General features: G+C 40.4%; 16 protein-coding genes and 1 CRISPR repeat array. Of the genes, 8 read left to right on the forward strand and 8 right to left on the reverse strand.

What is annotated here, in order from left to right; genetic code table 11:
* Nucleotides 1–459 precede the first annotated feature (459 nt).
* Nucleotides 460–1,203 carry a glycosyltransferase family 25 protein gene (locus CYG50_RS05465; RefSeq protein WP_102139605.1) on the forward strand — a complete coding sequence of 248 codons (744 nt, stop codon included), beginning with the start codon at nt 460–462 and terminating at the stop codon, nt 1,201–1,203.
* A gap of 220 nt (nt 1,204–1,423) precedes the next feature.
* Here CYG50_RS05465 and CYG50_RS05470 read toward each other — a convergent pair whose 3' ends face one another.
* A complete protein-coding gene (locus CYG50_RS05470; RefSeq protein ID WP_102139606.1) occupies nt 1,424–2,506 on the reverse strand; it encodes a glycosyltransferase family 9 protein in 1,083 nt (360 codons plus the stop codon).
* A 460-nt stretch (nt 2,507–2,966) separates the two neighbouring features.
* On the opposite strand from CYG50_RS05470, the gene cas1f reads away from it, so the two are divergent.
* The 7 genes from cas1f to CYG50_RS05505 all read left to right on the forward strand — a co-directional run bounded on the left by cas1f (nt 2,967) and on the right by CYG50_RS05505 (nt 12,434).
* Nucleotides 2,967–3,941: a type I-F CRISPR-associated endonuclease Cas1f gene (gene cas1f, locus CYG50_RS05475; protein ID WP_102139607.1), complete on the forward strand. Its 975-nt coding sequence runs from the start codon at nt 2,967–2,969 to the stop codon at nt 3,939–3,941.
* A complete protein-coding gene (gene cas3f / locus CYG50_RS05480) occupies nt 3,938–7,393 on the forward strand; it encodes a type I-F CRISPR-associated helicase Cas3f (RefSeq protein ID WP_102139608.1) in 3,456 nt (1,151 codons plus the stop codon). Before cas1f ends, cas3f begins: the two co-directional genes overlap by 4 nt.
* Before the next feature lie 27 nt (nt 7,394–7,420).
* Nucleotides 7,421–8,689, forward strand: coding sequence for a type I-F CRISPR-associated protein Csy1 (gene csy1 / locus CYG50_RS05485; RefSeq protein ID WP_102139609.1), 1,269 nt, complete (start codon nt 7,421–7,423; stop codon nt 8,687–8,689).
* A complete protein-coding gene (gene csy2 / locus CYG50_RS05490) occupies nt 8,686–9,630 on the forward strand; it encodes a type I-F CRISPR-associated protein Csy2 (RefSeq protein WP_102139610.1) in 945 nt (314 codons plus the stop codon). Before csy1 ends, csy2 begins: the two co-directional genes overlap by 4 nt.
* Before the next feature lie 2 nt (nt 9,631–9,632).
* Nucleotides 9,633–10,655, forward strand: coding sequence for a type I-F CRISPR-associated protein Csy3 (csy3, locus tag CYG50_RS05495; protein WP_102139611.1), 1,023 nt, complete (start codon nt 9,633–9,635; stop codon nt 10,653–10,655).
* An 8-nt stretch (nt 10,656–10,663) separates the two neighbouring features.
* The gene (cas6f, locus tag CYG50_RS05500) at nt 10,664–11,299 is read left to right on the forward strand and encodes a type I-F CRISPR-associated endoribonuclease Cas6/Csy4 (protein WP_102139612.1); all 636 of its coding nucleotides are present in this window, start codon (nt 10,664–10,666) and stop codon (nt 11,297–11,299) included.
* Between the two features lie 130 nt (nt 11,300–11,429).
* A CRISPR array of direct repeats spans nt 11,430–12,116; the repeat unit is 28 nt; unit sequence GTTCACCGCCATACAGGCGGCTTAGAAA.
* A gap of 45 nt (nt 12,117–12,161) precedes the next feature.
* Entirely contained in the window at nt 12,162–12,434 is a 273-nt protein-coding gene (locus CYG50_RS05505; RefSeq protein WP_102139613.1) for a helix-turn-helix domain-containing protein, read from the forward strand.
* A 334-nt stretch (nt 12,435–12,768) separates the two neighbouring features.
* Here the strand turns inward: CYG50_RS05505 and fliR are convergent, their stop codons facing one another.
* Genes fliR through fliL form a run of 7 tightly spaced genes read right to left on the reverse strand, consistent with a single transcriptional unit; the run spans nt 12,769 to nt 16,981 of the window.
* The gene (gene fliR, locus CYG50_RS05510) at nt 12,769–13,548 is read right to left on the reverse strand and encodes a flagellar biosynthetic protein FliR (protein ID WP_102139614.1); all 780 of its coding nucleotides are present in this window, start codon (nt 13,546–13,548) and stop codon (nt 12,769–12,771) included.
* 2 nt (nt 13,549–13,550) lie between these two features.
* On the reverse strand, nt 13,551–13,820 hold the full coding sequence (gene fliQ, locus CYG50_RS05515; RefSeq protein ID WP_102139615.1) for a flagellar biosynthesis protein FliQ: 270 nt from the start codon (nt 13,818–13,820) through the stop codon (nt 13,551–13,553).
* Nucleotides 13,821–13,842: 22 nt separating this feature from the next.
* On the reverse strand, nt 13,843–14,586 hold the full coding sequence (fliP, locus tag CYG50_RS05520) for a flagellar type III secretion system pore protein FliP (protein ID WP_102139616.1): 744 nt from the start codon (nt 14,584–14,586) through the stop codon (nt 13,843–13,845).
* A gap of 12 nt (nt 14,587–14,598) precedes the next feature.
* Nucleotides 14,599–15,057: a flagellar biosynthetic protein FliO gene (gene fliO, locus CYG50_RS05525; protein ID WP_102139617.1), complete on the reverse strand. Its 459-nt coding sequence runs from the start codon at nt 15,055–15,057 to the stop codon at nt 14,599–14,601.
* Nucleotides 15,058–15,079: 22 nt separating this feature from the next.
* Nucleotides 15,080–15,496 (reverse strand): flagellar motor switch protein FliN, encoded by a 417-nt coding sequence (gene fliN, locus CYG50_RS05530; RefSeq protein WP_004255621.1) that lies wholly within the window; start codon nt 15,494–15,496, stop codon nt 15,080–15,082.
* The gene (gene fliM, locus CYG50_RS05535; protein WP_102139618.1) at nt 15,489–16,496 is read right to left on the reverse strand and encodes a flagellar motor switch protein FliM; all 1,008 of its coding nucleotides are present in this window, start codon (nt 16,494–16,496) and stop codon (nt 15,489–15,491) included. The genes fliN and fliM overlap by 8 nt, the downstream gene beginning before the upstream one ends.
* A gap of 5 nt (nt 16,497–16,501) precedes the next feature.
* Nucleotides 16,502–16,981 (reverse strand): flagellar basal body-associated protein FliL, encoded by a 480-nt coding sequence (fliL, locus tag CYG50_RS05540; RefSeq protein WP_102139619.1) that lies wholly within the window; start codon nt 16,979–16,981, stop codon nt 16,502–16,504.
* Between the last annotated feature and the right edge of the window lie 62 nt (nt 16,982–17,043).

Raw genomic sequence — 17,043 nt, forward strand, 5'->3', positions numbered from 1 at the left:
AGATTTAAAAAATTCTATTGGTATTGCTAATTGTTCATTGTATTGACTGTATTTTGGCATAAAAAGCGCGGTAGTAATTGGTTGTCCAACTATTGGGGGGCACTTCGCTTTTAAATTTTCCTTAGGGTTTTCTTTTTGTAACAAAGCTAAACTAGATATCTAATTTCACTTGAACATCAATATGTATTTTGAAATAGATGATAATCCACCATAACGGTAGCTTTTTGCTGTTAGATGACTTTACTATTTGATAGTATGAATTCCCTAATGTTTCACAATGGTTAAGTAGTAGCCTATGATTTTTTAAGTACTGATAGAAAAGTGAAAGAGTTAGGCATGCAACTTGAAAGTCGTAGCCAGTATCGATTTAGTCATAGCCATTAGCGTGTAAGCACCATATTTTCTAGGCTATAATTCATTAAGTATAGCAGTTTAAACCTCACATATGTAGGTATACAAATGATTGTTTTTATTATCAATCTGAAAGAAAGTTCTGAACGTCGAATGAAAATACAAATTCAGCTCGATAAAACTAAATTGAAATATGAATTTATCAATGCGATAAACGGGAAAGATCTATCAGACACTGAGCTTAAAGAGATTACTTATGACTATCCAAATTGTATGCTTTCAAAAGGTGAAATTGGATGTGTTTTAAGCCATTTGTCAATTTATAAAAAAATGGCAGATGAAAACATTGAGCAGGCATTAGTACTAGAAGATGATGCCACACTACCTCATAACATCGAATATGTAGTATCTAAAATAAAAAAAATAGATAAATTAACTAAGCCAAACATTTATTTATTATCATGCGTTGATAGTTACATAAAAAATCAAAAACTAGATAACAATATTTTCAAAGTTTATCAAGCTATTCGCTCTCATGCATACATTATCAACAAAAAAGCAGCTAAAAGACTCATATCATTCCAAACCCCAATTAAGTACGAAGCTGATATGTGGTGGTATTTTAGATATTTCAACTGTGCTAATATATATTGTTTTATACCGTCAGTCATACCTTATGATGATGAAACTAAAAGTATTTCTTTAATTGAGCAAGAGCGCCTACCATTAATAGAATCGAGAGAAAAATACAGAAGTCGACTTCGGAAAAAAATAAGAAATTATCAATATTATAGATTGAAAGATCTATTTTTAAAGAAAGTACTTCTAAAAATTGAATATTGTAAAAAATAACACTGGACGGGGCCTATAAACATAAAAACGCACAAGTTAGAATACTGATAGGGATGTAGAACGGGTCTACTTATTTCTTGATATTGCAGAGTACATGTACGTAAGACTTGGAGAACATTAAGAAAAATGGGGGGTAATGATCTTGTGTCAGTAAAAAAACTTGATATGATAATAAGCCGATTGTTACAACGGCTCTATTTTATGGGGTTAATTAGCAGTATTAATTTAAATCTTTACGCATAGCATTAATTAAGCGATTAACATCAAATTTACTCATAGGATCACCTATCGCAAGACCAAGATTATCACTAGTCGTTAGTTGAATTGCATTCGGGCTATTAGCACCAAAAATAATATTACAATTCTGATTTAAAACATTACGCTTATTATTATAGACACAATATTGTTTTATATTAAAAGCACTTGCTAAGTGAACAATCGCGGTATCTACAGAAACAACCACATCAGCATTTTCAACTAGTGCGAAAGAGTTTCCTGCATCACTATATGGATTTAACACCACATTTTCTAATGATTCACAGTTAATATTATGACCTAAATTAAAAACAACTGTTTTATAATTGTTTAGAGAGTTTAGATACTCGATTATTTCATTTATTTGTTGCATTGAAAAAGAACGTTCACTTTGTGATGCATAAGGATTAAGTATGATTAGTTTTTTATTTTCTTTTATTGAATTAGCATAGTCATGAGCAGACGAAAATTTGACACTATCAAAAGATAATTTGTATTGATAATTTTTAGTATCTAGCTTTAAATAGTCTAGAACCTTTCTCATTCGGTCAGTCAAATGAGACCCACCGTCACTGTGTAGATTTATATCGTATATACTTGCTTTAGGCTGATCGAAACCAATTGATTTTGCAGGTTTTAATAGAAATAAGGTTTTTAACCTATGGCGTATAGAATGGTCAAAATCAAAAATATCAATAACTAGATCAATATTAACTTTTTTTAATTCACTCACTAGTTCAGGTATTTTCTTTTTATCAAAAGAATAAAAACCATCATTCCCGATAATATCAGAAAATAAAAAACTTAATCCTTCTGGAGCAATAACGTATACTTTTTTACCACTAGACCTAATTTTTTCAATTAGACCTGATGTAATAATAGCATCTCCTATAGCCTTTGCGTGCATGAAAATGCATACGTTATTGCAATCATTTACATCAATGTTTTGTTTTTTATAAAAAAGCTTCATAAACCATAGGTTCAGTTTAAACTTGATTTTTTTTGTTTTTTCATTTCTATATCTATTTATCTTTCTTAATATATTCATCTTCTAATTTTCACACTTAAATTTTATAAGTAAGAGCATAGCTATTATAATAATTATGATTGTAAGTTATTCAACTTAAATATTACTGATAAATGATTTAAGACCACATTCCCATACTGTCGTAGTACATCAGCATCAAAATATATATCAATTATTCTTACTCGACATTGACTAACCCTATACCACAGCATCAATATGATATAAGCGTTGGTTACAGCGAAAGCCGCCCTTGAGCCTGAATTTTCTGTCTTCCCTGAATAGATGTGTGTAGTTGTCGAGGTCACTGCCATAAACCGCATAAAAAAGTTATCAAAGAGGTATTTTTTACTCACCATTTTGTGAAACTCTTCGCAAATTGGACTTTAGTCATGGGTTAAGGCTTGTTTCGTAAGTTAAAGCTTATTCTAATAGGATTAATTGATTCAAAAATCTTATTATTTAAGGACGAAATTTAGCGTTTATGGATGATTTCTCGCCGAGTGACTTAAAAACTATTTTGCATTCAAAACGTGCCAATATGTATTACTTGGAACATTGCCGAGTGATGCAAAAAGACGGCCGAGTGCTCTATTTTACCGAAGCCAAAAACGAAAACCTCTATTTCAATATCCCGATTGCGAATACTACAGTTTTATTACTGGGAACAGGAACCTCCGTCACTCAGGCGGCGATGCGAATGCTATCCCAAGCAGGGGTACTCGTTGGCTTCTGTGGTGGTGGGGGAACGCCACTGTATATGTCCACCGAAGTCGAATGGTTAACACCACAAGGGGAGTACCGGCCAACGGAATATCTACAAGGGTGGCTATTTTTTTGGTTTGATGATGAAAAACGTTTAGCGGTGGCTAAAAAATTACAGCAGTCACGTATCAAGTACTTACAACAAGTATGGCAAAGCTCCCGTGAGCTACAAAATGAAGGTTTTACCTATAACGACAGCACTATCCAATCTGCATTAAACACCTTTCACCAACGCACTGACGCAGCTCAAGATACACAAGAATTATTACTCACTGAAGCTCAACTGACTAAAACCTTATATAAGTATGCAGCGAATAATACGGGGCAAAAGAATTTTACGCGTCAGCACCAAGCCACCGACAAAGCCAATGACTTTTTAAATCATGGTAATTATCTAGCTTATGGGCTAGCGGCGAGTTGCCTTTGGGTATTAGGTATTCCTCATGGCTTTGCGGTAATGCACGGTAAAACTCGTCGTGGGGCTTTAGTCTTTGATATTGCTGATTTAATTAAAGATGCCATTGTTTTGCCGTGGGCATTTATTTGCGGTAAAGAAGGGGCGAGTGAGCAAGAGTTTCGCCAGCAAGTTTTGCAATCCTTTGTTGACCATCAATCCCTTGATTTTATGTTCGATACCGTTAAATCACTGGCGTTACCCCCAACGAAAAATCCACAACAGGTGACGTCCCTATGATGGTTACCTTTGTTTCTCAATGTGAAAAACATGCCCTAAAACGAACTCGACGCGTATTAGATGCATTTGCTAACCGAATTGGTGATAACACATGGCAAACCTTGATCACGCAAGAGGGTTTGCAAATGGTTCAAAAATTGTTGCGTCGTAGTGCCAGCCGTAATACGGCGGTAAGCTGCCATTGGATCCGCTCCCGTTCGCGCAGCCAGTTACTTTGGGTGGTTGGAAACAAAAATAAATTTAACTCGCAGGGGTATGTTCCGGTTAATCGAACAGAAAAATCCTTATTGGCTAGTGAACGTGAAAATAATTGGAAATATCTGTCGTTAATCAATGCATTAACGCGTTTAGCTGCCTTGCTTCATGACTGGGGAAAAGCCTCTCAGTTATTTCAAGACAAATTAAACCCGCACAGTAAAAACCATTTTAAAGGGGATCCGCTACGTCATGAATGGGTTTCTTCATTATTATTCAGTGCATTGGTAAAAAGCCAAGGTGATCCGCAACAAGACGAAAGCTGGCTTGATGCACTAGTTAACTCCTCATGGCATGAGCTGCAATTACAAACGTGGGTAAAGGAAAATAATCATTGTGAAACACCATTCAGCCAATTACCTGATGCGGCCTCGTTATTGGTGTGGTTGATTGTTTCTCATCACAGATTACCATTCTTAGGGAATGATAAAGAACGCTTATCCTATGCAGATAAAAGCAGTGACTCGCTAGCGAAACTATTAGAAACGTTGGATAAACATTGGGGTTATCAAAATTATTATGATGAGGCTGAATATTCACAGCGTATTCATCAATGTTTTGAATTCCCATATGGCTTATTGAGCGAGTCAAAAGTATGGCAACAAGCACTCAGTCAGGCGGCAGAACACCTTAAGCATCAACTTCCTCTGTTAAACGAAGCGTTAGAGAATGGCTGCTGGCGGTTGGTTGCGGAACAGGTGCGCTTATGTTTGATGTTAGGGGATCATAATTATTCATCAAAAGAGGCGGACTCAGCATGGCAGTCAGATATTCCATTATATGCCAATACCCAACGTTTGCATGGGCACACTGAATATAAGCAACGACTCGATGAACACTTAGTGAATGTGGCTAATATTGCGGCTAACGTCACGGAATACTTACCATTTTTCGCAACAGAGCCACCTGTCGCAAGTGACATCAACGAACTTAAACACGATAAACATGCCACAGGGAAATTTAGCTGGCAGGAAGATGCAGTTAACGCCATTGACCAATATCGAGAAGAACAACAAGATAAAACGCAAGGGTATTTTGTCATTAACATGGCGAGTACCGGCTGTGGTAAGACAATCGCTAATGCCAAAATTATGCAGGCGCTTGCGGAAGATAAACAAAGTTTACGGTTTATTTTAGCGTTAGGGCTGCGAACACTGACCCTACAAACAGGGGATGAATATCGAGACCGATTAGGCGTCGAAGATGATAACCTTGCTGTGCTGATTGGTTCAAAAGCGGTATTAGAACTCCATCAAGAACAACAAAATAACATTGAAGAACAGCCTCTGTCAGTGGAGTCAGGCTCTGAGTCCCAAGAAAGCCTTTTTGATGATGAAAGGTTAGAACTAAACTGGCAAGGCAGTTTACCGGAAGAAGAGCTCTCTACGGTATTAACAAGGTCAAAAGACAGAGCGCTGCTGTACGCGCCGATCTTAGCCTGCACCATAGACCATATAATGGGTGCCACAGAAACCACGCGAGGTGGGCGTTATATCCTCCCTTACCTGCGGTTAATGTCATCTGACTTAGTGATTGATGAGATTGATGATTTTACGGGGGATGACTCGAAAGCGATTGGGCGTTTAGTCTATCTAGCTGGGGCCTTGGGTCGTAAGGTGATGATTTCATCTGCTACTATTCCCCCAACATTAGCACTTTTCTATTTTAAGGCTTACCAATTAGGTTGGCGAATACATGCACTTAGCCAACGAAAATCACTGCAAGTGGGGTGCGTATGGGTGGATGAGGGGCAATATGACGGGAAGAAAGATAAATGTTTGCGTTCATGCCAAATTGCAACCATCACGGCTGTAGATGATGACGTTACTCTTAATCATTACCGTCAATACCACCATACTTTTATTGAAAAACGCATTAAAGTGCTGCAATCACAGGCAGCGCGTCGCAAAGCGTTTATTGTGCCGATGCAAAAAGAACAAGGCCCTGATCGACAAACGCAATATTTTTCTCATATTCAGCAGGGGATCTTAGGCCTGCACCAAATGCATTTCTGCACTGAAAAGCAAACCCAACTGCAAGTCTCCTTTGGTGTTGTACGTGTTGCCAATATCCCCGTTTGCGTTGTATTAACCCATTATTTATTAGCGAGCGAATGGCCGGAAGGAGTAGAAATTCGCACGATGGCTTACCATAGTCAGCAAGTGCTGCTGCTACGTCATGAACAAGAAAAACACCTTGATGCGGTATTGAAGCGCAAAGAAAAAATAGGGGAGCCCCCGGAGGCTTTCCAAAACCCCGTCATTCGTCAACATATCGACCATGTTCATCAGCAAGGTAACGCGAAACAGCTTATTTTTATTTTAGTAGCAACGCCTGTTGAGGAAGTCGGCCGCGACCACGACTTTGATTGGGCTGTAATTGAACCATCTTCTTATCGCTCTATTATCCAAATGGCTGGGCGAGTGCGTCGGCACCGAGAGGGGGAAATTAGCAGTCCCAATATTGCCTTGTTGCAATATAACTGGAAAGGCTTTATTGAAGAAAAACCGCAAGATGTTTTTTATAAACCGGGCTATGAAAATGGCAATCTAAACCTACGGCTATCCACCCATGACCTGTGTGAGCTGGTGGATGAGCTACAATTGCAAAACTCCGTCGATGCAATTCCTCGAATTCAACAAATCCCGAATTGGAAAAGCCAGCAAAAAAACAGTTTGGCTTGTTTAGAGCATGCATCAATCGAGCGATTGATGGGCGATATTACCGATCTTAAACCCAAAACAACAACGCATTCACGCCTGCTTTTTCAAGCAATAGAGACTCCGTTAAATACACCTAACACGCTTTGGGGATATACCTGTGGGGTTTGGGGGCTAACAGCCCTTTCTCAGCAGTTTTTTTCATATAGAAAAAGTGAACCAACAATGTGTTTATCGTTGATTTTATCGGCAAAAAATAACCCGTATTTTTGTGAATATGATAAAGACAGTGGTTGGGTAAAAGTTGATGGTAAATATGGGATAGGTTTTCAGCCACTGGCCGAGTCACTAAAACAGAGATTATGGCTAGTACGTGATTATCAGCAATCCTTAGAAAGTCGTGAAAATGAATACCAGTCAGCGGAACAACTTTCTCGACGTTATGGCGAAATCAGTTTCTCACCACGCGAAAAAAGTGGAGTTCATTTTTATTATAACGACCAAATGGGACTCAGCACACTTAATGTTTCCGAGTAAAAAATTCAGTCACAAGGACCATTTACTATGTTAGATCCAGCAATAGAGGTCTTTTTTGCGGAGCGCAAAGAGGGATGGCTTAAAAAAAATGTAAAGGCGTCGATGAGTGATAATGAACTTCTGCAATTGCAGCAGGAATGTGATGCGGCTTTTTCATTGTCACAGTGGTTGCCGAATGCGGCAAAGCGGGCAGGGCAAATATCGTTATCCACTCACCCTTGCACCTTTAGCCACCCAAGTTCTCGAAAGAACAAAAATGGTTATGTCACTGCAATACTGGCCAGTTCTGCTCAGGCAAATGACGGTTTTTTGCGAACAGGGAATGTTGTTGTTGAGACGGACGCGTTAGGTAATGCAGCAGCGCTTGACGTGTATAAATTCCTTACCCTTGAGTTGCAAGATAACAAAACATTATTGGCGCATATTGAGGATGAAACGTCATTAGCAAAAGACCTGCTTAAACAAGGCGATGAAAACTATCAAGTCCTGCGGGACGGTTTTCTGGCTATGGTTGTGTCAGATGATACGGTAGCGACGAGTTCAAAAATCAAACAAGTTTATTTTCCTGTTTGGCTAGAGGGTAGCGAATATCACTTATTATCACCATTAACCCCATCAGGCTTAGTTTTCGAACTGCGTAAACGCATTGATGCTATTCGATTTTCTGAACAGACTAAAGCACTGCGAGACTTAAAACGTAAAGGGGAATTTAGCGACATTGGCTATCAAGAAATTTATGGTCTTACAACCATTGGTTACGGGGGAACTAAGCCACAAAATATTTCCGTGCTCAATAATCAAAATGCAGGTAAAGCGCATTTGTTACCCTCACTTCCGCCTAAAATAGCGCAACGAAAGCTACGTCTACCTACCCATGATTTCTTTTCAAATACGTTAAGTCCTTGGCAAGTAAAAGAAAGCTTAGAGGCATTTCATGGCTTGATTTCACTACCCAAAGAGCTGCGTGGCAGCCGTTTTATTGAATATCGAGATAGACGAATTCAAGAATATCTCGATTACGTTATGTTAACCATGTGGGAAGTACGGCGCGAATTTGAACAATATGGCATTCAATTACCAGCCGAACTCGCTAAAGTACAACAAACTTGGTTGTTTCCAGACCAACAGCGGCGCAATAACTCAGATGAATGGTTAGAGGGGGTGATCCTCCTTATTGCCCAGCAATTTATGCGGCATTACAAAAAAGTACTGGGGAAAAAAGCGATAAGTTTAGGGGATGATGAACTTGCGGCTATCGCGGACGTTATTGCCATTAATAAGGAGCTATTACGATGAGTTCCACTTATATACTTAAACTGCCGCATTTAAAAATTCACAATGCAAATGCGTTATCTAGCCCTTATACCATTGGTTTTCCAGCCATGACGGCTTGGTTAGGTTTTATGCATGCCCTAGAGCGCAAACTGGGTGACGATGGCTCGCTAAATATTATTCTCGATTCCATCGCCATCATTAGCCATGACTGCGACTTACAAACTTATCGTGGGGCCAATGATTATGTTAGTTCCATTGTAGGAACAGGCAACCCATTAAATAGTGATGGCTCGCGCTCTGCATTTATCGAAGAAGCCCGTTGCCACTTAGACGTTTCTTTGTTGATTAAATATGGCATTAAAAACAATAAGGTGATTGAAGGTCTTCCTGAATATTCACCGCTACTAGATGTTATCCATGATTTAGTGATGACCATGAAACTCGCTGGGGGCGATATTCTGTCATTAGGGAAGCCATCGGTGCATATTTTGCCATCGGAAGATGCGAATGGGAAATATAGACAAAAGTTACTCAATAGCGTCATGCCTGGCTATGCATTGATTGAGCGTCGCGACTTAATGATTGGCGCAATGAATAATGGGCAAGATGCCATAGATGCTCTGTTGGATCATGTGGTCGTGGAAAACTATTGTGTTGATACTGGAAAAGAAAATGGGAACAAGACGTCATTTGAATGGCGAACTCAGCGTAAAACGGCAGGCTGGATTGTTCCAATAGCAACTGGATATCAAGGTATCTCCCCGTTAGGGCAAGCAAAAAACCAGCGAGACTCAGAAGTGCCACATCGGTTTGCCGAAAGCGTTGTCACGTTAGGGGAGTTTGTATTAGCAAATCGGGTGAATAACATTCATGACATTTTATGGGGATTTAAGTTTGTTGAGTCCCAAAACCTGTATTTATGCCAACAAGTAGCAGCTAACTTTATTTCGAGTGGAGAGTAATAATGGCGAAGAATAATGATGTTGCATCGGTTTTAGCATTTGAAAAAAAATTGGTTCCATCAGATGGCTATTTTTACGGTACATGTTGGGATAATAAATCGCAATTTTCACCATTGTCGTTACAGGAAAAATCTGTACGAGGGACGATTTCAAACCGCTTAAAAGGCGCGGTGAAAAGTGACCCTTTAAAATTAAATTCAGAAGTGGAGAAAGCCAATTTACAAACAGTGGATGCCTGTGCATTAGGGACTGAGCAAGACACTTTGGTTCATCAGTTCACCTTAAAAGTGCTTGGAGGCGTTGAAACGCCATCGGCTTGTAATAACGCATTGTTCAAACAAAGCTATGCGCAAGCGGCTAAAGATTACATTGAAAAACAAGGCTTCCAAGAACTAGGTCGCCGTTATGCCCAAAATATTGCCAATGGGCGCTTTTTATGGCGCAACCGTGTGGGGGCTGAACAAATCGAGGTAGTAGTTAAAGTCCTTAATAAAGGCCAATCAATGGAATGGGTGTTTGATGCGACACAATACAGTATTCATCAATTTGATGCGAAAGATGAAAAAATCACTCAGTTAGCTGAAAAGATTGCGGCGGCCTTAGCACATCCCCAAGGCGCTTTACTATTGGAAATCACTACCTATTCTCAATTGGGTAAAGCACAAGAAGTGTACCCGAGCGAAGAATTGGTGATGGATAAAGGCAAAGGGGATAAAAGCAAAATCTTATATCATGTAAATGGACATGCAGCGATGCATTCACAAAAAATTGGTAATGCTTTACGTTCTATTGATACATGGTATCCCGCGTATGGTAGTGAAAGCGGCGCAGGGGCTATCGCGATCGAACCTTACGGTGCTGTGACTAACCTTGGAACGGCTTATCGGACACCAAAAGATAAACAGGATTTTTATACCCATTTTGATAAATGGGCGCGGGGTGAAAAACTACCACGCATTGAAGATGAACACTATGTAATGGCGGTTTTAGTACGCGGTGGCGTGTTTGGTGAAAGCGACAAATAAGGTGGGCTATGAATTATTATCAGGAAGTCACTTTATTGCCTGACTCAACAGTTCCACTGGATTTCCTCTGGCAAAAAGTTTATCAGCAAATTCATATTGCGCTGGCGGATAATAAGACGTCTCAGGGGCATAGCACGATTGCAGTTGCCTTCCCTGAATATGGCAGCGTAGGCTTTCGCTTAGGCAAAAAAATCCGTTTACATGCGAAAACACCAGCTGAACTTGAGCTGTTAAATGTGCAAAAGTGGTTAGCACGGTTAATGGATTACGTGCATATTAAATCGATTCAAACCGTACCTGAACAGCATGTCCAAGTAAGCTATATTCGAAAGCATGTAAAAGGTCAGAGTCGAATTGAAGCCGATATGCAGCAAAAAGCGCGATTATGGTCTGAAAAATCAGGACAACCATTAGAACAGTGCTTAAAGACGTTGTCTGCGAGTAAGCCAAAGGCGGCTAATCGCTTGCCATTTATTTGGGTTGAAAGCTTACATGCCAGAGATAAGCAAGCTGAAAGCCGGTCTTTTCCTTTGTTTATTAAAAGGATAGACGCTACACAAAAGCAAGTTGGGGTGTTTAGTTGCTATGGTCTTAGTCAAACAACTAATGACACAGTTTGTTTAGCAACGGTTCCACATTTTTGACCTTTGTTTTTTGCTCTTTTAAAATTGGTTAATAAATCAGTAAGTTATAATCATCAGTAAATAAAAGGGTATTTTTCGATAAATACCCTTAACTGATTGTTATTACTTGTTTTTTGTTTTAAAGTGCATTGTTCACCGCCACACAGGCGGCTTAGAAATTGCTAATCTGGTTTCATTTTAAAATCTGTATGTTCACCGCCATACAGGCGGCTTAGAAATTTCGGCGTGGCAACCACAAATTCGTATCAATGTTCACCGCCATACAGGCGGCTTAGAAAATTACTGATAATACCGCAGCAGCGCAAACCAAGTTCACCGCCATACAGGCGGCTTAGAAAACCCTGAAATATCACACTGGTCATCTTCAAAAGTTCACCGCCATACAGGCGGCTTAGATATATATCAAGACAGAAAATTCCAGTTTGCAAGTTCACCGCCATACAGGCGGCTTAGAAATCTAATTGAGGTTTATACGTCTCGGGGCAGTTGTTCACCGCCATACAGGCGGCTTAGAAACAAGCGGTTACAGCGCTTGAACAGGCGCAGGCGTTCACCGCCATACAGGCGGCTTAGAAAATGTAAGATGGTTGCATTGCATAAATTGGTTGGTTCACCGCCACACAGGCGGCTTAGAAAAAGAAGCATTCACTGGCGACTTTCACGTTGTTAATTCACCGCCACACAGGCGGCTTAGAAATAGCCTTTAACATTGCATCTGCCATGCGGTAGGTTCACCGCCATACAGGCGGCTTAGAAAATCACTCATAATCGGTTTGCGTAGCCGTGGTTGTTCACCGCCACACAGGCGGCTTAGAAATTGTGTTGCGATAAAGACAGGAAACTATATTGGAGCTACTAAACGATGAAAACACATAAAGAGCTACATGATGAATGGATGAAAGATCCAGAATACCAAGTTGCTTATGAAGAAGAAATTAGAACTGAAAAATTGCAGGCAATGCTTAAGGCGTGGCGAGAGTCAGCTGGGTTAACAAAAGTTCAAATCGCTGAAATTATAGGGGTTAATCCATCAACTATCACAAGGTTGGAGAGTAATGAGAATAATGCGAGTATTAAAAGCATTGTAAAGTATGCAGCTGCATGTGGTATTAAAAACCCTGTAATCGCCCTTTAAGATAAACTTTATTTACTTTTAATTAGTCATCCCATATTAACTTTTAATCTTTACGTTAAAAACAATTCATCTTAGATTTCTCTCCGTACCGTATTAATTAAGTAGATAGATAACTGTCAATTGACAGCTTAGAAACGAAACAAGTAATGGGTATGATTACCGCCACGCAGGCGGCTTTTTATGATAATGCCCGAAACAAGTATTGGGTTTTATATGTCGATTTAATAAAAGGAAAAGTCAATGAGTTTTGAATTCGAAATAAGTTTTTATATATTTACTTTAAGAATCAGAATGACCAAATGGTTTTACTAATTAATTGATTAAGTATCGATACTCAAACAAACAAATTAAACATCAACGATAACTGCTCGAAAGCTTGGTGGATAAGCCGCTCGGTGTAGCGGGGGAGGATAGAGATAATCACTCCTAACATACTGATACCGATAGTTAAGGTGAGGGGGAACCCCACGACAAACACCGACAACTGAGGGGTCATGCGGTTTAGGATACCCAGAGCAAGGTTTAGAATTAAAAATAAGGTGATAAACGGCAAAGCTAACATTAACCCATTAATAAATATAGTGTTAGCAAATTGAGCAAATACCCAAAAACCATCGCGATTTAATGGTGCGGTTTGAATTGGGAGCAGTTCAAATGAATTGACCACGATATAAATAAGCCACAAGTGCCCATCGAAAGCGAGAAACAATAAAAGGGTGATGACGTTAAATATGCGACCTAAAATCGGCATATTGGGTCCACCTGTTGGGTCAAAAAAGGTGGCGAACGATAACCCCATTTGTAAACCAATCACTTCCCCTGCATGACGTACGGCAGCAAATGCCATTTGCATTGTGAGCCCCATCGCAACACCAATCACCATTTGTTGCACGATAACCCATAGCCCCATAGCAGAAAACAATGGGATATTGACGACCGGAAGTTGGGGGGAAACAATCAAGACGACAAAAAAAGCTAATGCGACGCGAACTTTGGTAATTGCCTGTTTTTCATTAAAAAAGGGCGCTGTACCAAGCAGCGCCAAAAGGCGTATGAAAGGGTAGAAACCTTGGCTTAGCCACAGTGTGAGTGTTTCACTGGTAATGGTTAGCATTGTTAACCAATAATAAATGGTAAGCTGCTAAGCAAAGACCGCATATAGTCAATGAGCAAATTCAGCATCCAGGGACCTGCAATAATGATCACGGAAATGACCGACAAAATTTTAGGAATAAAAGACAATGTCATTTCATTCACTTGTGTGGCGGCTTGCAGTAAGCTGATAATTAAACCCGCGGCTAAAGCGGCTAATAACAAGGGAGCCGCTAGCATCAGTGCGATTTTCATCGCCTCTGTTCCCATCGCCATCACTGATTCAGGTGTCATGACTACTCCGAGTAAAATAATCCTAATTAAAAAAGCTTTGCGATAATGAGCCAAGCAATAATTGCCAGCCATCGACTAATACAAACAGCATTAATTTGAATGGCAATGAAACTGTTGCGGGGGGAACCATCATCATCCCTAATGCCATCAAGACACTAGCCACCACTAAGTCGATGATTAAAAATGGAATAAAAATGGTAAAGCCAATTTGGAATGCAGTTTTGAGTTCGCTGGTAATAAAAGCGGGTACTAAAATACGTAACGGAACATCTTTCGCTTCTTGAATTTCACCCACTTTCGCTATCCTTGCAAACAGGGCTAAGTCAGATTCGCGCGTTTGTCCTAACATGAAGGTTCTTAATGGGGCGGTTCCTTTCTCTAAAGCCGTTTCGAGGCTAATTTTGTCTTCGCTAAACGGCTGGTAGGCTTCGCGGTAAACTTGGTCGGCAACGGGTGACATCACAAAAAAGGTCAAAAATAGTGCCAAGCCTAGTAAGACTTGATTCGGAGGAGCGGAGGGCGTTCCGAGTGCGTTACGCAATAAACCTAAAACAATAATGATGCGGGTAAAACTGGTCATCATTAACAATAAGGCGGGAATAAAGCCTAGTAAGGTTAAAAATAATAGCGTTTGAACGGGTAAAGACCAAGTTTGACCGCCATCTGCCATTGAGTGGCTAATAATGGCAGGCAGTGCCGCAGAGGCGGAATTTGGCAATAAAAACAAGAGGGCAGTAATCGTAAATAGAGATTTAAAAGATAACATGAGCGTTTCCGATTACTTATGTATAGATGTAACTGAAGCCGCAAATTTTGCAGCCTCTTGTTTTTTCTTTAATAAAGACTGAAATGTGAGTGGTTCAACTGGCAATGCCGTTGTGTTTTCAGGCTCTGACGGATATTGGTGTAAGAGGCTGATATTTTGTGAGGTGACACCTAATACCAAACACTCATTGTTCACCTCGACAACCACAACGCGTTCTTTATTACCCAGTGAGCAGCGACTTTTGACTTTTACGATTTGCTCTTTGCCCATTTTTTTTGGGGCAAATCCTAATTTTTTCACCAACCAAGCCCCGGCTAATATCAATAAAATGATCCCCCCTAAAGCGCCCGATATTTGCGTCAAGCTATCATTGTGGTCAATAGCCGGTGCATTAGGTTCACTGGAGGAAACGGTTGTTGATAAAAAAGGCACAGATGTCGGTGCCTGCTCAGCTTGATTGGATATTGCCATTATTATCGACTCATGTTGTTATTTAACGACTTAAACGGCGCATACGTTCGGAAGGCGTAATGATGTCAGTAATACGAATACCGTAATTGTCTGAAACCACGACCACTTCACCCTGTGCGATCAAATAGCCATTGATTAAAATATCCAATGGTTCACCCGCTAAGCCATCCAGAGACACCACAGAACCTTGGGATAAGCTCAGTAATTTTTTTATGGTCATTTTAGTGCGGCCCAGCTCTACTGACAGGCGCACTGGGATGTCCATGATCATATCGATGTCGGACAATTGGTTTAATGGGTTTTGTCCATCAAAGTTATCAAAAGCCTGTGCACCAGCTGAGGCGGATTCCGCTTTTTTTTGCTGTTCCAGCGCTTCAGCCCATAGGTCTTCACTGTCGTGATTGGTTGATGCATCAGGAGAGTTCTTCGCCTCACTCATTGGTACTTTCCTCATCTAGAGTGTTTAATACAGGGTTAATCAAATGTTCTACACGCAATGCATACTGGCCATTTTGAGTACCGTATTGACTGGTTAATACGGGAACACCATCAACATTAACGATGAGGCGGTCAGGCTTCTCAATTGGGAGCACATCCCCTTTTTGCAGTTGCAGTAAGCGAGAAATTCGCATTGGAATGTCAACAAAGTTGGCGACCAATTCAAGTTCGGAGCGTTTTACTTGGGTAACAAGGTTGGTTACCCAAGTTTCGTTTTCTTGGTGACCTTGTTCCATTGGTGGGTTAATTAAGCGCTCACGCAATGGCTCAATCATAGCGATCGGAATACAAATACTGAATTCACCAACGGTATTGCCTATCTCCACTAAAAACGGTGTGGTGACTACGATGTCATTTGGGGACGTCGTGATATTGGTGAATTTGACTTGGATTTCAGAGCGCACATATTCCACTTCAATATCAGCAATGGGTTTCCAAGCATCGCGATATGCCCCTAAAGCGAGCTTGAGCATGCGATTGATAATACGTTGCTCAGTATTGGTAAACTCTTTACCTTCTTGTCGTACAGGAAAACGGCCATCTCCACCAAACAGATTGTCGACAGCGATATAAACTAACGCAGGCTCAAAGGTAAACAATGCTGTGCCCCGTAATGGCGGCATATGAATTAAGTTTAAGTTAGTTGGGACAGGTAAATTACGTGCAAATTCGTGATAAGGTTCGATTTTAATCCCACCCACCGTAATATCTGGGCTGCGACGTAACATATTGAACAAACCCATACGGAATTGGCGAGCAAAACGTTCATTGATGATTTCGAGAGACTGCATTCGTTCTCGAATAACTCGACGTTGAGTATTCGGGTCGTAAGGGCGAACATTATCTTTCCCTTGCATCTCTGGTACAGGCGTACTGCTTGATGGTGCATCGTCATTAAGCAGCGCATCAATTTCGGCCTGAGATAAAATATTATCGCTCATGAATATTACCGCAGAATAAAAGTAGTGAATAACACATCAGAAATATCCTGATCGGTATCCCCCGGGATCAGGGTAGGGGTGAGGGTTTGCTTAATATCTTTCATTAACTGCAACTTACCTTCATGTGTCTCGATATTTTTTGCTTTTTGCTCTGAAAGCAGCAGTAACAAACGGCTACGTACTTCAGGGAGGTATTCATGAAGCTGTTTACGCGATTTTTCATTCGCGAGTCGTAAAGTCACATGGATATAGAGCACGCGATCAGGCGTATCAGCAGCACCGGTTAAATTGACGGTAAATGGCTCTAATTCCATAAAAATAGGCTGTGGCATATTCGGGCGCTTTTCTTCTTCACTATCCGTTTGTGCGCCTTGTTGTGTCGTCCACCAGGTATAACCCCCAAACCCTGCACCAGCAAGGGCAAGAAGGGCAAATAGAATAATCAACCCTTTGTTGGAACTGTTTGATTTTTTGCTCGACGACATTTAGCTGAATTCCTGTTTCTTGGGTGCTAAACCCAGATGGGTTTTTACGTTATGATCTCTAG

Source organism: Providencia huaxiensis (assembly GCF_002843235.3).
In the GTDB taxonomy this organism is placed as follows: Bacteria; Pseudomonadota; Gammaproteobacteria; order Enterobacterales; family Enterobacteriaceae; genus Providencia; species Providencia huaxiensis.

What these genes read in the sequence shown, in the direction of transcription:
- CYG50_RS05465 (WP_102139605.1), top strand. Translation starts at nt 460, where the DNA reads ATGATTGTTTTTATTATCAATCTGAAAGAAAGTTCTGAACGTCGAATG.
- CYG50_RS05470 (WP_102139606.1), bottom strand. Translation starts at nt 2,506, where the DNA reads ATGAATATATTAAGAAAGATAAATAGATATAGAAATGAAAAAACAAAA.
- cas1f (WP_102139607.1), top strand. Translation starts at nt 2,967, where the DNA reads ATGGATGATTTCTCGCCGAGTGACTTAAAAACTATTTTGCATTCAAAA.
- cas3f (WP_102139608.1), top strand. Translation starts at nt 3,938, where the DNA reads ATGATGGTTACCTTTGTTTCTCAATGTGAAAAACATGCCCTAAAACGA.
- csy1 (WP_102139609.1), top strand. Translation starts at nt 7,421, where the DNA reads ATGTTAGATCCAGCAATAGAGGTCTTTTTTGCGGAGCGCAAAGAGGGA.
- csy2 (WP_102139610.1), top strand. Translation starts at nt 8,686, where the DNA reads ATGAGTTCCACTTATATACTTAAACTGCCGCATTTAAAAATTCACAAT.
- csy3 (WP_102139611.1), top strand. Translation starts at nt 9,633, where the DNA reads ATGGCGAAGAATAATGATGTTGCATCGGTTTTAGCATTTGAAAAAAAA.
- cas6f (WP_102139612.1), top strand. Translation starts at nt 10,664, where the DNA reads ATGAATTATTATCAGGAAGTCACTTTATTGCCTGACTCAACAGTTCCA.
- CYG50_RS05505 (WP_102139613.1), top strand. Translation starts at nt 12,162, where the DNA reads ATGAAAACACATAAAGAGCTACATGATGAATGGATGAAAGATCCAGAA.
- fliR (WP_102139614.1), bottom strand. Translation starts at nt 13,548, where the DNA reads ATGCTAACCATTACCAGTGAAACACTCACACTGTGGCTAAGCCAAGGT.
- fliQ (WP_102139615.1), bottom strand. Translation starts at nt 13,820, where the DNA reads ATGACACCTGAATCAGTGATGGCGATGGGAACAGAGGCGATGAAAATC.
- fliP (WP_102139616.1), bottom strand. Translation starts at nt 14,586, where the DNA reads ATGTTATCTTTTAAATCTCTATTTACGATTACTGCCCTCTTGTTTTTA.
- fliO (WP_102139617.1), bottom strand. Translation starts at nt 15,057, where the DNA reads ATGGCAATATCCAATCAAGCTGAGCAGGCACCGACATCTGTGCCTTTT.
- fliN (WP_004255621.1), bottom strand. Translation starts at nt 15,496, where the DNA reads ATGAGTGAGGCGAAGAACTCTCCTGATGCATCAACCAATCACGACAGT.
- fliM (WP_102139618.1), bottom strand. Translation starts at nt 16,496, where the DNA reads ATGAGCGATAATATTTTATCTCAGGCCGAAATTGATGCGCTGCTTAAT.
- fliL (WP_102139619.1), bottom strand. Translation starts at nt 16,981, where the DNA reads ATGTCGTCGAGCAAAAAATCAAACAGTTCCAACAAAGGGTTGATTATT.